Here is a 14,197-nt window from a genome sequence, read left to right as displayed (position 1 = left end):
GTCCTAACGATAAGCACAAGAACATGAACTTGCCCGTTACCCCCGCCCTGTTCACTCCCAGCTGGCACGCCGAGCTGGAGCTCGGCTACGCGCGTTTCGGCGATACCACGCGCCCGGTGATGCGCCGCCACCTCGGCCCGCTGCGGGTGCAAAAGCACCTGTACGCCGAAGGCCCAGAAGTGTGCCAACACATCATCGTGCACCCGCCCGGCGGAATTGCCGGCGGTGATCGCCTGGACATCAGCGCCCATGTTGGCGCCGGTGCCTGGGCGCAATTGACCAGCCCCGGCGCAGCCAAGTGGTACCGCGCCAGTGGCCCGGCGTATCAACAGCTGGCGTTGACCGTGCAAGCCGGCGCCACCCTGGAATGGCTGCCCCAGGAAACCATCGTGTTCAGTGCGGCCCAGGCCGAACTCACCACGCGCATTGACCTGCAAGGTGATGCGCGGCTGTTTTACTGGGACGTGGTCGCCCTCGGCCGCCCGGCCAGTGGTGAGCGTTTCGACCTCGGCCACTTTCAATCGCACCTGGATATTCGCCGCGACGGCCAGTTGCTCTGGCATGAGCGCCAGCGCATTGTAGGCGCCGATGGCCTGCTCGACTCGCCCATCGGGCTGGACGGGCAACCGGTGTTTGCCACGCTGTTGCTCACGGCTGATATCGAACCTGAATTATTGGAAACCTGCCGCGCCTTGCCGCATGCGGTGCGCGGTGATCTGACCCAACTGCCCGGCTTGCTGGTCGCCCGCTGCCTGGCCAGTGAGGCGCTGCTGGCGCGGGGTTGGTTGATTGATTTATGGAAACTGTTGCGCCCGGCGGTGCTGGGGCGGGAAGCCGTGGCCCCACGAATTTGGAGCACATGAAGATCTGAAGTTGAGCAGGCCCCCTGTGGGAGCTGGCTTGCCTGCGATGCAGACAACTCGGTATTGCTGATGTACTGAGGTGATGCCATCGCAGGCAAGCCAGCTCCCACACAGGCCCGCTCCCACATTTGATCTCTATTGCAGTTAAGAATGCTTTTTACGAAGGACCTTGAACCATGGATTTGACCCCACGGGAAAAAGACAAACTGCTGATCTTCACCGCAGGCCTGGTCGCCGAGCGCCGCCTGGCACGTGGCGTGAAGCTCAACTACCCGGAAACCATCGCCTACATTTCCGCCGCCTTGATGGAAGGCGCCCGCGATGGGCGCACCGTCGCCGAGCTGATGCACTTCGGCACCACCCTGCTCAGCCGTGAACAAGTGATGGAAGGCATTCCGGAAATGATCCCGGATATCCAGGTGGAAGCCACCTTCCCTGACGGCACCAAGCTGGTCACCGTCCACCAGCCTATCGCGTGAGGCCAGCCATGATTCGTGATGCCACCGAGCAAGACCTGCCGGCCATTCGAGACATCTACAACGACGCGGTGCTCAACACCACGGCGATCTGGAACGAACAACCGGTGGACCTTGCCAACCGCCAGGCCTGGTTCAGTGCGCGCCAGGCCCAGGCGTATCCGATATTGGTGAGCGTCGAAAACGATGAAGTCACCGGCTACGCCTCGTTCGGCGACTGGCGACCCTTCGAGGGTTTCCGCTACAGCGTCGAGCACTCGGTGTACGTGCGCAATGACCAACGCGGCAAAGGCCTTGGCCCGCGCCTGATGCACGCGTTGATCGAACGCGCCGGCGCCTGCGGCAAACACGTGATGGTCGCTGCCATCGAAAGCGGCAACCAGGCGTCTATTCGCCTGCATGAGCGCCTGGGGTTCATCACCACCGGGCAGATGCCGCAAGTGGGCATCAAGTTCGGCCACTGGCTGGACCTTACCTTTATGCAACTGACATTGAATCCGGGCGCCGAACCGCCCAAGGAGTGAGATCGATGAGCGCTGCACAACTGCGTCGAGTCAATGCTGAAAGTTTTGCCCATTACCGCCTGGGTTTGATTGAGCTATTGCTCGACGCGGTGCAGCACGGCGCCTCGGTTGGCTTCATGGCCGACTTCGACGAAGCCCAGGCCCGCGACTACCTCAAAGGCGTGCAAGCCAGTGTTGAAGACGCCAGCCTGCTGCTGTGGGTGGTGGTGCGCGACGAGCAGGTGATCGCCAGCGTGCAATTGGCGCTGTGCCAGAAAGCCAACGGCCTCAACCGCGCCGAAGTGCAAAAGCTGCTGGTGCACAGCACGGCGCGTCGCCATGGTCTGGGCCAGCAATTGATGAACGCCCTGGAACTCGCCGCGCGCCAGCACAAGCGCGGCCTGCTGTACCTGGACACCGAGGCCGGCTCGGGCGCCGAAGCCTTCTACCAGTCGCTGCACTACACCAAGATCGGTGAGCTGCCCGACTACTGCCAAAGCCCGGACGGGCGCTACAGCCCGACCGCCATCTACTTCAAGACCCTGGGGCAACCTGCATGATTCCTGGTGAATATCAGATCCAGCCTGGCGACATCGAACTCAACGTGGGCCGGCGCACCGTCACCCTCAGCGTGGCCAACAGCGGCGACCGGCCGATTCAGGTGGGCTCGCATTACCATTTTTTCGAGACCAATGACGCACTGACGTTTGATCGCGCCGCGAGCCGTGGCATGCGCCTGAATATTCCGGCGGGCACGGCGGTTCGGTTTGAGCCAGGGCAGAGCCGCGACGTGGAGTTGGTGGATTTGAGCGGTGGGCGCCGGGTGTTCGGGTTTGCCGGACGCATCATGGGCGACCTGTAGTTTTTCTGGTGTCTGCTCGGGCCTCATCGCAGGCAAGCCAGCTCCCACAGGGGAATGCGTTCCAAATGTGGGAGCGGGCTTGCCCGCGATAGAGAGCGAAGCGAACGATTTCAAACTTTCCTGAATCTCAAGGCATGCACATGAAGATTTCCAGACAAGCCTACGCCGACATGTACGGCCCCACCGTCGGTGACAAGGTCCGCCTGGCCGACACCGATCTGTTCGTCGAAGTCGAGCAGGACTTCACCATTTATGGCGAAGAAGTGAAATTCGGCGGCGGCAAGGTGATCCGCGATGGCCAGGGCCAGAGCCAATTGCTCGCCCATGAGGTGGTGGACACCTTGATCACCAATGCGCTGATCATTGACCACTGGGGCATCGTCAAGGCCGACGTCGGCTTGAAGAACGGCCGCATTCACGCAATCGGCAAAGCCGGCAACCCGGACATCCAGCCCGGCGTGACCATGGCCATCGGCGCCAGCACCGAAGTGATCGCCGGTGAAGGCATGATCCTCACCGCCGGCGGCATCGACTCCCACGTGCATTTCATCTGCCCGCAGCAGATCGAAGAGGCGCTGACCAGTGGCGTCACCACCATGATCGGCGGCGGCACCGGCCCGGCCACCGGCACCAACGCCACCACCTGCACCTCCGGGCCGTGGCACCTGGCGCGCATGCTGCAGGCCAGCGACTCGTTCCCGATGAACATTGGTTTTACCGGCAAGGGCAACGCCAGTTTGCCGGAGCCGTTGATCGAGCAGGTCAAGGCCGGCGCCATCGGTTTGAAGCTGCATGAAGACTGGGGTACCACACCCGCCAGCATCGACAACTGCCTGAACGTCGCCGACCAATATGACGTGCAAGTGGCGATCCACAGCGACACCCTCAACGAGTCCGGCTTTGTCGAAACCACTCTGGCCGCGCTGAAGGGCCGCACCATCCACACCTATCACACCGAAGGCGCCGGTGGCGGCCACGCGCCGGACATCATCAAGGCCTGCGGCTTTGCGAACGTGCTGCCCAGCTCGACCAACCCGACCCGCCCGTTCACGCGCAACACCATCGATGAGCATCTGGACATGTTGATGGTCTGCCATCACCTGGACCCGAGTATCGCCGAAGACGTGGCGTTCGCCGAAAGCCGCATCCGCCGTGAGACCATCGCCGCCGAAGACATCCTGCATGATCTGGGCGCGTTCTCGATGATCAGCTCCGACAGCCAGGCCATGGGCCGCGTCGGCGAAGTGATCACGCGCACCTGGCAGACCGCCGACAAGATGAAAAAACAGCGCGGCGCGCTGCCTGGCGACGGGCCTGGCAACGACAACTTCCGCGCCAAGCGCTACATCGCCAAGTACACCATCAACCCGGCAATTACCCACGGCGTCAGCCATATCGTCGGCTCCATCGAGGTGGGCAAGTGGGCCGACCTGGTGCTGTGGCGCCCGGCGTTTTTTGGCATCAAGCCGACCCTGATTCTCAAGGGCGGCGCGATTGCTTCAAGCCTGATGGGCGACGCCAACGCCTCGATTCCAACGCCACAGCCGGTGCACTACCGCCCCATGTTCGCCAGTTTCGGCAGCTCGCTGCACGCCACCAGCCTGACCTTTATCAGCCAGGCAGCGGCCGACGCGGGGTTGCCCGAAGCATTGGGGTTGAAGAAGCAAATCGCCGTGGTCAAAGGCTGCCGCAACGTGCAGAAAACCGACCTGATCCACAACGATTACCTGCCGGATATCGAGGTGGACCCGCAGACCTACCAGGTCAAGGCCGACAGCGTGTTGCTGTGGTGTGAGCCTGCGGATGTGCTGCCGATGGCGCAGCGGTACTTTTTGTTTTAGCGCAGACGACTGCGCCCCGAAGACGCTTGTGGGTCCTCGGGGCGCAGTCGCAGTGTTGCTTACGCAAATTGTGTTGCGATCATGCCCTCGCTGTAGTCGTAATTCATGCGCAGCTCAGCGCCCGCCGGAATGTCTTCAGTCGCAAACACCGCCGTCAGGATAAAATCCGTCCTGGTGGTTTTTGCGCCCCACACTTCATCCGCTTCGATGTCGAACCCGACACCTTCAACGTTGTAACCGCCTGCGGCCTGACGCAACGGCTTGCCATTGGCGTCATAGTCAAAGTTGGTATTTATCCTGGAGATAATGTTGTCCCCCGATATTTCGATCGGCTCCCTTCCAAGCCTTCCTGAAGCCGGCCGCGAGCCTGCCAGCAGGATGTAAGTCTGCCCGCCGGGGCTGGCGACTTGAGAGGGCAGGACGGTCCCGCCATAAACACCGACTATTTCCCCTTTGGCGATTCGCCGGTTGGCAACCACCATGGACTGGCCGACCAGCGACTTCTCCCCAGGCGCCTTCATATCGTGCGCAGTGAACACACGCTGCTGCAGCTTCGCTTCATAAAGAGCCCCAACGTCCTCATACCCTTCAAACTTGATGTAAGGCTTGATCTGCTCCGAGGTGTATTCAACACCGGACGCCGACCGAACCTTTCTCTGCAGTTTACGAATTCGTATCGGTTTGCCCTGTAAATCCCTGAGCGGATATCGGGCGTTGTTCACGCGGCTATAACTGCCCGGCGTATTGCGCAGCTGTGTGAAGTGAGTTTGCCGTCGCATGGCAATGAGTTCGTCCGCGGTGTAGGGCTGCATCGGCATAGACTCCGAGGCGTCTTCAAACACCTCCTGGGAAACTCCCGGCCGAATCCCGCCCGTCGAGCCTCTGCGTTTCCAAACCCCGGCGACATCGGGCTTGGCAATAATCGCGCTACTGACCAAGGCAAATGGATTATCCGGCGCCTGCACCCATAACACGTAGTGCTCACCATCGCCTGCATCGGGCATGCTCGCAATGAAGTACGGCTTGCCGCCGAACTCAATGGCTTGCGCCTGGGCGAGTTGTAAGCCAGACACCGGGTTCTCCAGCACTTCAAGGGTTCCCCGTGGCAGCAAGGCTTGGGCGATTTCTTGACGGGTCAGGGTATTGAGCAGTGCCGCGTTCTTAATCGCCCACTGCGCCTGCAGGTCATCGGCCTGTTGCCGGTACAGAGCCTCGGCCAACGTCTGCGCGTCAAAGCGACGGGTCAGATCGGCCATTTGCGCATGATAGGGTTCGCGCTGAGCCTCAAATTGCGCGTGGTATTTGTTGGCGAGGTAGTCCTGCCAGAACGCCCTCGCCAGCAATGCCTGGAACTCTTTGGGTGAGTGGTCCAGGGCCACGACTTCGTTATACGCAGCCTCCAGCATCGCCGGGGTAACGTGGGCAAGGTCGGCGAACTGCATTTTCTGCGGCTGACCCGGTAATTGCAGACGGGCCTTGAGGCCGACACGATAGGCCAGCCTTATCTCGACCTCTTCACTCAGGCGCAGGGTGTGGGGGAGTTTGTCAGCCAGGGTTACCGCCGGATCATTCACGATCGCCTGGCTGCGGGCGATATCGGCCGAGGCGATCCGGTCCAGCGCGTCCAGCCGAAACAGCCCCCGCGCCAATGTCCGCAACTGCGGGCCTTGCGTCAGATCGCCGGCCGTTACGCGAGCCTTGGAAACCATCACCGCGAGTTCCATATTGCTGAAGGTAAACACCGCACGGTCACAGCATTTCGCCTCCCCGCCCAACTCGAAAACCTCCGCGCGCAGCCGCTCGGATTCAGGGGTATTTGGACTGATCGCATCGATCAGTTCCCATATCCGCCGCTGCTGATCGGCATGGCTCGCGGCCGTTGTCTCCAATCGTTCAAGCTGATTGAAAAAACCATCCGCCTTCTGCTCGCCACGCAATGCAAACCACTGGGCCCTCTTGCTTGCCACCTCATCAGTGGGCATCCCTTCGGCCCAGCGCAGAAACGCATCGTGTGGGCCCGCGTCGATCACTTCAACGCGGCGCACATTCAGCGCACGCACCGCAAACACATTTGACGTGTTCGTGGTCTCCAGCCCCTCTTGATGAAGTCGCTCAGCGTAATCCCGCACTTTCTGCTGAGTGGCTGGTAACAGTGGGTTGTTGCTGGCATTGGTTAAATCGTTGATGCGCTTTGCCGTTGCCAACAACTCGTCTGTCGGTGCAATGATCGCGTCAGGGATCGTCGTGATCTCGTTACTCCGCAGGTCCACATCCTCCAACGCTTGCAGTTCAAGCAGCCCATTTGGCCAGGCGTCAATGCCTGTGTTGTGCAGGCTGAGGACGCGCAAATCCGTCATCGCGCTGAAAGTCGGGGTAATGCCGAGCGGGTTGTTCCCCAGGCGTAACGCTTGAAGGGCAGTTCGTGCGGACAGGATCGCGGACGTCTGCGGGGTCAAACTGATTCGGTTGGAATTAAGGTACAGGCTGGTCAGTGCATTCATGTTGCCCAGAGCAACGGGCACTTCCCTGAGCTCATTGAATGCCATGTCCAGATGCCGCACATTCGGGAAGCGGGAGAGAAAACCTTCGGGCAAGGTGCTGAGATTCATGAACCTCAATTTGAGAGAGACAACATGACTAAAGTCTACGCCGAGGTCCGGCAAGCTCGGCAAATTCAAGTGGGACAGGTCGAGTGTATAACCCGGGCCCGTATCGTCACTGGCCAGCATTTGCTCCGTTTCCCGTCGCCAGCACTCAATAATGCGATCTTTTGCCGTAGATCGATCAGCCATGTTCGGCGGCAGGGGCCTGCGCCGGAAGCCCCCCCCGAGTGGTGGGGGCAGATCGCCTTGCTCGTAAACCCAATCGTACAACTTGTTGCTTAACGTCGAGTGCTCTTGCTCAAGCCTCAGCAGTTCCGCGTCGGCACCTGCCCCCAGGTTTCTGAGAAACTCCCGGGCTTGTTGACGCGTCCTTGCGGGGTACACGCTCTGATACCGTTCAATGCTGGGGCCGCCAACGTCGAACGCGCCGGACAGCGTGCCTTCCAACAGGTCAGGCCGTTCCCGGCTCAGGCGCAGCCAGTAGCTATCAAATTTTTGCCAGTAATCGGCAGGAAACTTGTTTCTATCAAGCAGGGTGACACGATTGATCCGGGCAATCGCTTCGAGCTGATCAGGCGGCGGGTCCAGATTGATCGCAGGCACCTCACTGAGCCAGTTACCCTCCAGGTTGACGTAATCCAACCCTGTATCAGCACGCAGCCCCACTGGCCACTGGTCGATCCCGGTACCCAGCAGGCTCACCTTTCTCAACCGGGTCATAGCACTGAAATCGGGAGACATACCCAGGGGATTGTTGTTGAGCATGAGCGTCTCAAGGTTGCTGAGGGCACTCAGTTTCGCCGCGCTTTGCGAGGTCAAACGGATATCGTTGAAGCCCAGACTCAATACAGTCAGGTTATTCATGCCGCCGATCACATCAGGCAATGACATAAGCCCGATGGAGCCATCGATGTTCAAACGTTTCAGACGGGGAAAGTTCTGGAGAAACGTATCGGCATTGTCGGACCACTTCATATTTAACAGCTCGATTGACTCGACATGGCTGAAATCGGCCTTCAATGCTGGCAGATCCATCCCCACTAACGAAAGCGCGTGAGCCCTGCCCTCTCGACGCCAGCAGCTCAAGATATTCTTGACGTTGATAGCCGCTGCCTCTGCGCTTGGATCGTAGGCCGAGTCCCTGGGCTGGGCTCTCTCCCAAACCTTCAAGGCTTTCTTCAGGCCTCGATACTCGGCCTCCAACCGGGATAACCCGCCGCTGACGTCATCGCCTAACCGCTCGATAATTACCGTGATCTCGCGCTCACCGAGCATGGGGTAAAGTTTTCGAGCGCGGACTTGGGCAGAACTGAAGGTGCCGCGCGCCCATTGTCGAACGCCGCCCCCACCGCCCAGCAGGCGCACTGTCGGGTCAACGTTCGGCTTGAGCAGCGGATGCTCCAGCAATACCGTGCGCAGCGACGCACGCGGCAGGGGCGCTTGCTGGATCGCGGCTTTCATTTGCGACGCGTCGGTAAACCCCAGGCCCTGGCGCTCGGTGGCAGACAACAGGTCCCAGGTCGCCGAGTAGAAATCCCTGGGCGTGGGCGCCTGGAACTGGCCGTTGTTCATCACCACCAGCGTCCTGCTTACCGATGCGTCGGGCGGACCGACAGCATCCAGCAGTGGCCCCGTTGCCGAGTACTGACGCAGTTCCACCCGCGTTCCGCTCGGCCAGCCGGGCAAGGTTTCGAGGGTACGCAAGGCCAGGCGCTGGCTGTCAACATCTGCCAGGGTGTCCAGGTGCAAGCCTTCGTAGGCGCGAGAAACGCGGGTTTCCTGTTCACACCATTTGGCCTGTTCGGCCTGCTGCTTGGGCAACATCCCGGTGCGGCGCAACACCTGCAATTGCTCGTTGTTCAGGCGCTTGAGCAGATGCTCGGCCGCCGCTGTCGGCAGCTTGGGATAACTGAGCAGTACCATTTGCACATCGGGATCCGCCGACGAAGTGGACGCCTTGTAGCGTTCCTCCGCCAGCGGGCCTTTGAATGTCTCAACGGTGTCGCCAAGGTACTGGCGTAGCTTGCCGGCGCGCACCTCCAGCGAGTCGGCGGCGCTGCCGGGGATTTCCTTGAGCGTGGGGTCAACGCCCTGCAAGGTGTTCAAGACTTCCTTGAGCAACTCGCCACGTGCCATTTGGTTGTCAGAGACAACCACCACGCGCCTGGACGCCGTAACCGGCGCATCATTCTCCCAAAGCAGGCGGCCGTCGCCGCGCATGACGCGAAGGGGCGTATCGGCGGGCAGCATTCCACGACGCTGCAGCATGTTCAGTTGCAGCACCGGATCAGCCTGGCTGTACACCGCCGGGTCGCTGCTGTGCATGTGCTCAACGAACGTCGTCAGCGCCTGGTGGGCCTTGAAGTGCTGGATCGAGTCTTCCAGCAGCAAGGGCACCGGCTCGTGCTCGACAAAGGTCTGGCGCAAGGCGTCTTCTTCGACGCCACTGGCCATGCGGGCCTGTTCCAGCGTTTGGGTATCAAGGCCACGCTGATCCAGCCCCAGGCGTCGTATCAGGGTCGGCGAGTCCCAGGTCAGGGGTTCTTCGACTTCATGGCTCCAGGCACCCGCGTGGTTATGTTCCAGTTGCGGTTCGTACGCACCAGGGCGGCTGGGGTGCTGGATGCGGTACTGCCCGGTGTCGGGCTCCTGTCGGACTTGATAGTAGTCACCTTCATGGGGCAACACCGCCTGCCCGTTGTGCTGGTAGAGGCCCAGGGCGTCCGGTTTGGCATCCGCCAGCAATTCGACAGGCACTTTATAGGGCGTCAGATCAGGGTTCCACAGCAGCTGCTTGCCTGATGGCATGGTCACCGGCCGGAGGTTGTCGACCCTGCTCGACAGTTTGACTTCGGGCAACACCTTGGCCCCGGTGCCCAGCATCGCTGCATTCAGTGCCACGCTGGAAAAGTGCGCCCACATCGTCCTCAGGTCGCCTTGGTTGGCGACTTCGATACCTTCATACACTTCAGTGCACATCTGCGCCGCGCCCACTACCAGCATGATCGGCCCCAGCCCAGGCACCACGAACGCGAGGAGGTTGAACGCGCTGTTCACTGCGTCGGCATAGCTTGCCAGCCGGTCCATGCGCGCTTTGCGGTCTTCATCGCCAGTGGGCACGGCCACGGCGCGGGCGTCGGAGAGTATTTTGCTCACCTGCGCTTTGCGCAGTTGCTCCCACAAGTTGCCGTTGATGCGCAGCTCATCCAGGGGCAATTTCGACGGTTTTTGCGCCAGCGGATAGTCGCCCGCCGCACCATTGCCGTTGGTGGGTTTGTACAACCGATTGAACTGCTGAAAAAACAGGCCCTGCTCACGTTGGGGTACGAAGCGGCTGAAAAACCGCCGGTACGAAGCGCTGTGCAAGCGAGTGCGCAGGTCGGCCATAAAGGCGCCGCTGTCGGCATATTCCTTGAGCGGCTGTTGTGGGTCATTGGGGATGAACACCAGCAGCCGCTCGGCACTGTCACTGTCTTTACGCGCCGGCCCGATCAGCAACGGCCCCACCAAGACACAGCCAAACACCTTCAGCGCGGCAAACGTCACCGGCTTGCCATCAAGGGTGGCGGTGGCGGGGTCAGTGATGACCTGTTTGATCATCCGGTAAGCGTCCGCGCCGATGCCCCACTCAGCCTGGTGAGAGGCAACCTCGGCGCTCAGTGCCAGCAGTTGGCGCTGGTGTTCTTGCAGTTGCTGCTCCAGCGCCGTGCGCTGGGTTTCGTCCTGGGGCTGGACGATGGCCTGGAGGTGCTGCTGGTACAAATTGCCCAGATCCAGGGTGCGGCACATCTGCGCAAATTCATGGGCGGGAATGGCCAAGGCCTGGGAGTTGACCGCATGGGGCGTCGCGATGACTTCGCCGTCATACGAGTTCCAGGTGGTAATCACCTGGCAATCGTTACAAAGGCTGGCGCGTTCTTCGTCCGGCGTGAAGTTGGCCAGGGCAACCTCGAGCAACGAAACACCGCGGTACTCATAGCTCAGTGACGGATCCGGGGCCTGGTCGAAGACCAGCACACCGAACAGATCGTCACGGCTTTTAAACCCATACTTGCGCGCGAAATAGACGTTCCGCACGTCCAGTTCCAGGTTGAAGCGTTGCTTGATCGCGTCTTTAAGCGGCTGCTCGGCAAAAGCCAGCACATCCTGGATGTTGCCCAGGCTGTTCTCCACCTGGTTCAAGGTTTCACGATAACGGGTGTGGCTGTCGGCCAGGTCAGCCTTCTGCTGCGCTGTGGCAGTCAGGTACCAGCTGGGCAGCTCCATTTCGTGGTTGGCGAGTTCTTCCTGGCGCTGAGTCGAGCCTTGGCTGAACCACGCAGGGACGCGGTCTTTGAGGAAGTCGTAATGCACGCCCCGAAGGTCAACGTTGAAGCTGCCTTCGGGGGGCGAGGTAACGGGTTGTTCTGGCATATCGGGCCATCCATGACGGGCTGTAAAACCACCAACCTATCGAATAGCCCTGCCTGAAAAGCACTAGGTATTTATCGCGGCTCAGAAATGCTCACGCGGGTTGAACGCGGCTTTCTGCGCCAGCTCTTGCCACAACGCCTTGACCTCCTCGTCACTGCTTTTAGGCATCACGGCCTTGAGCTGCACAAACAGATAGCCGCGCTGCCCGGCCTTGTTCAGCAAGCCATGGCCCTTGGCGCGCATGCGCTGGCCGTTCTGGCTGCCGGCCGGCACTTTGAGGTTGATCTTGCCGGTGAGGGTCGGCACCGCCACTTCCGCGCCCAACGCCAGTTCCCACGGCGCCAGGGGCAGGTTGATGATCAGGTTTTCGCCATCCACTTCGAATTTGGCGTGCGGCGCAAACTTGATGATCAGGTACAGATCGCCATTCGCTCCCCCACCAATGCCCGGCGCGCCCTGGCCCTTGAGGCGGATGCGCTCACCGTCGGCCACGCCGGCGGGGATCTTCACGTTCAGGCTCTTGGTGGTGTTGCTGACGTGGCGACCCGAGCCGTCGTACTGCGGCACCTGGAAGCTGATCTGCTTGGATTCGGTGGACAGCGTGTCCTCCAGCGACACCGACAGCTGCATCTCCACGTCCTGGCCCTTGCGCCCGGTCGGGCGGCGCTGGCCGCCACCGAAGGCGTCGCCACGGTTGCCGAAGATCGAGCTGAAGAAGTCGGAGAAGTCTTCAGTGCCTGCGCCGCCGCCAAAACCGCCACGGCTCTGCCAGCCCGGCGGGCCCTGGAACGGCTGGCCATGCTGGCCGTATTTACGCAGTTCGTCGTATTCCGCGCGCTTATCCGCGCTTTTAAGCGCTTCATAGGCTTCGGACGCGTCCTTGAATTTTTCTTCGGCGTCTTTTTCCTTGCTCACGTCTGGGTGATATTTGCGCGCGAGCTTGCGGTACGCGGCCTTGATTGCCTTGTCATCGGCCGTCGGCTCGACACCCAGAATCTTGTAGTAGTCTTTGAAATCCATCGGCGGATCACCATCCTCAATCGAGATCGCACAGCCCGGGGCACAACGTGCGCTGCTTTGCACTTGTTGAGGGTTGTGGCCCGGGGGTACGTCAAAGTGTTATCGGCGCTAGCCGTGTGCAACAGATGTGGGGGCAAATCCCGAACTTTCAAGCTCAATTTAACGGATGGCTGGCCTACGCATCCGCCTTCGACTGGCATACACTGCGCGGCCGTTTTTCAACCGGAACCTGATAGACATGAAAAACCCATCCCCAGCCCGTGCCTGCGGTATCGACTTCGGCACGTCCAACTCCACCGTCGGCTGGATCCGCCCCGGCGAGGAGACGCTTATTGCGCTGGAGGACGACAAGATCACGTTGCCGTCGGTGGTGTTCTTCAACTTCGAGGAGCGTCGCCCGGTGTACGGTCGCCTGGCCCTGCACGAATACCTGGAAAACTACGAAGGCCGGCTGATGCGCTCGCTCAAGAGCCTGCTGGGTTCCAAGCTGATCAAGCACGACACCAGCGTACTCGGCACGGCCATGCCGTTCACCGACCTGCTGGCGCTGTTTATCGGCCAGCTCAAGAGCCGCGCCGAAGCCAATGCCGGCCGCGAGTTCGAAGAAGTGGTGCTGGGCCGCCCGGTGTTTTTCGTCGATGACGACCCAATGGCCGACCAGGAAGCCGAGAACACCCTGGTCGACGTGGCGCGCAAAATCGGCTTCAAGGATATTTCGTTCCAGTACGAGCCGATTGCGGCCGCGTTCGACTACGAGTCCACCATTGAAAAAGAAGAGCTGGTACTGATCGTCGACATCGGCGGTGGTACGTCTGACTTTTCCCTGGTGCGCCTGTCACCGGACCGCCGCCACAACGACAACCGCCAGAGCGACATCCTCGCCACCGGCGGCGTGCACATCGGCGGTACCGACTTCGACAAACAGCTGAGCCTGCAAGGCATGATGCCGCTGTTCGGCTACGGCAGCCGCATGAAAAGCGGCGCCTACATGCCCACCAGCCACCACATGAACCTGGCCACCTGGCACACCATCAACTCGGTGTACTCGCAAAAATCCCAGCTGGCCCTGGGCAGCATGCGCTACGACATCGAAGACACCGGCGGCATCGACCGCCTGTTCAAGTTGATCGAACAGCGCGCCGGGCACTGGCTGGCGATGGAAGTGGAAGAAACCAAGATCCAGCTGACCCACGCCGACAGCCGCCACGTGCTCCTGGACCGGGTTGAACCGGGCCTGAGCGTTGAGCTGAGCCGCGCGCTGTTCGAGTCGGCGATTGATGGCTTGCTGGAGCGCGTGCGCAACAGCGTCACGCAATTGCTCAACGATGCCTCGGTGGAAGTGGCGCAAGTGGACACGGTGTTCTTCACCGGCGGTTCCAGCGGCATCCCGGCCCTGCGCCACAGCATCTCGGCGATGTTGCCGAATGCGCGGCATGTGGAAGGCAATATCTTCGGCAGTATCGGCAGCGGTTTGGCGATCGAGGCCAGCAAGCGTTACGGCAGCTGACCCTCACCAACACAGCAAATCCAAATGTGGGAGCGGGCTTGCCCGCGAAGGCGGTGCTTCAGTACCAGATGTACTGACTGACACACCGCTTTCGCGAGCAAGCCCGCTC

9 protein-coding genes are annotated in these 14,197 nt (G+C 60.9%); 7 read left to right on the top strand and 2 right to left on the bottom strand.

Features of this window, described 5'->3' with window-relative positions:
- Nucleotides 1-23 precede the first annotated feature (23 nt).
- From PspR76_RS03175 to ureC, 6 genes are all read left to right on the top strand, one after another.
- Nucleotides 24-863, top strand: a complete 840-nt coding sequence (locus PspR76_RS03175; RefSeq protein ID WP_159953928.1) for an urease accessory protein UreD — start codon at nucleotides 24-26, stop codon at nucleotides 861-863.
- Nucleotides 864-1,039: 176 nt separating this feature from the next.
- Nucleotides 1,040-1,342: an urease subunit gamma gene (gene ureA, locus PspR76_RS03170; RefSeq protein WP_032878149.1), complete on the top strand. Its 303-nt coding sequence runs from the start codon at nucleotides 1,040-1,042 to the stop codon at nucleotides 1,340-1,342.
- Between the two features lie 8 nt (nucleotides 1,343-1,350).
- On the top strand, nucleotides 1,351-1,863 hold the full coding sequence (locus PspR76_RS03165; protein ID WP_159953927.1) for a GNAT family N-acetyltransferase: 513 nt from the start codon (nucleotides 1,351-1,353) through the stop codon (nucleotides 1,861-1,863).
- 5 nt (nucleotides 1,864-1,868) lie between these two features.
- A complete protein-coding gene (locus PspR76_RS03160) occupies nucleotides 1,869-2,402 on the top strand; it encodes a GNAT family N-acetyltransferase (RefSeq protein WP_159953926.1) in 534 nt (177 codons plus the stop codon).
- Entirely contained in the window at nucleotides 2,399-2,704 is a 306-nt protein-coding gene (locus PspR76_RS03155) for an urease subunit beta (protein ID WP_159953925.1), read from the top strand. The genes PspR76_RS03160 and PspR76_RS03155 overlap by 4 nt, the downstream gene beginning before the upstream one ends.
- Before the next feature lie 140 nt (nucleotides 2,705-2,844).
- Nucleotides 2,845-4,545, top strand: coding sequence for an urease subunit alpha (ureC, locus tag PspR76_RS03150; protein ID WP_159953924.1), 1,701 nt, complete (start codon nucleotides 2,845-2,847; stop codon nucleotides 4,543-4,545).
- A 59-nt stretch (nucleotides 4,546-4,604) separates the two neighbouring features.
- Here the strand turns inward: ureC and PspR76_RS03145 are convergent, their stop codons facing one another.
- A complete protein-coding gene (locus PspR76_RS03145) occupies nucleotides 4,605-11,561 on the bottom strand; it encodes an NEL-type E3 ubiquitin ligase domain-containing protein (RefSeq protein ID WP_159953923.1) in 6,957 nt (2,318 codons plus the stop codon).
- A gap of 81 nt (nucleotides 11,562-11,642) precedes the next feature.
- Nucleotides 11,643-12,581 carry a DnaJ C-terminal domain-containing protein gene (locus PspR76_RS03140; RefSeq protein ID WP_159953922.1) on the bottom strand — a complete coding sequence of 313 codons (939 nt, stop codon included), beginning with the start codon at nucleotides 12,579-12,581 and terminating at the stop codon, nucleotides 11,643-11,645.
- Between the two features lie 238 nt (nucleotides 12,582-12,819).
- Here PspR76_RS03140 and PspR76_RS03135 point away from each other — a divergent pair, with 238 nt between their 5' ends.
- The gene (locus PspR76_RS03135; protein WP_159953921.1) at nucleotides 12,820-14,088 is read left to right on the top strand and encodes an Hsp70 family protein; all 1,269 of its coding nucleotides are present in this window, start codon (nucleotides 12,820-12,822) and stop codon (nucleotides 14,086-14,088) included.
- Nucleotides 14,089-14,197: the final 109 nt, after the last annotated feature.

The organism is Pseudomonas sp. R76 (assembly GCF_009834565.1).
GTDB lineage: Bacteria > Pseudomonadota > Gammaproteobacteria > Pseudomonadales > Pseudomonadaceae > Aquipseudomonas.
This window is presented reverse-complemented; position numbering and strand designations above follow the sequence as displayed.

Excerpts from the sequence above, each read along its gene's own strand:
- PspR76_RS03160 (WP_159953926.1), top strand. The coding sequence starts at position 1,869 with ATGAGCGCTGCACAACTGCGTCGAGTCAATGCTGAAAGTTTTGCCCAT.
- PspR76_RS03135 (WP_159953921.1), top strand. The coding sequence starts at position 12,820 with ATGAAAAACCCATCCCCAGCCCGTGCCTGCGGTATCGACTTCGGCACG.
- PspR76_RS03175 (WP_159953928.1), top strand. The coding sequence starts at position 24 with ATGAACTTGCCCGTTACCCCCGCCCTGTTCACTCCCAGCTGGCACGCC.
- ureC (WP_159953924.1), top strand. The coding sequence starts at position 2,845 with ATGAAGATTTCCAGACAAGCCTACGCCGACATGTACGGCCCCACCGTC.
- PspR76_RS03145 (WP_159953923.1), bottom strand. The coding sequence starts at position 11,561 with ATGCCAGAACAACCCGTTACCTCGCCCCCCGAAGGCAGCTTCAACGTT.
- ureA (WP_032878149.1), top strand. The coding sequence starts at position 1,040 with ATGGATTTGACCCCACGGGAAAAAGACAAACTGCTGATCTTCACCGCA.
- PspR76_RS03140 (WP_159953922.1), bottom strand. The coding sequence starts at position 12,581 with ATGGATTTCAAAGACTACTACAAGATTCTGGGTGTCGAGCCGACGGCC.
- PspR76_RS03165 (WP_159953927.1), top strand. The coding sequence starts at position 1,351 with ATGATTCGTGATGCCACCGAGCAAGACCTGCCGGCCATTCGAGACATC.
- PspR76_RS03155 (WP_159953925.1), top strand. The coding sequence starts at position 2,399 with ATGATTCCTGGTGAATATCAGATCCAGCCTGGCGACATCGAACTCAAC.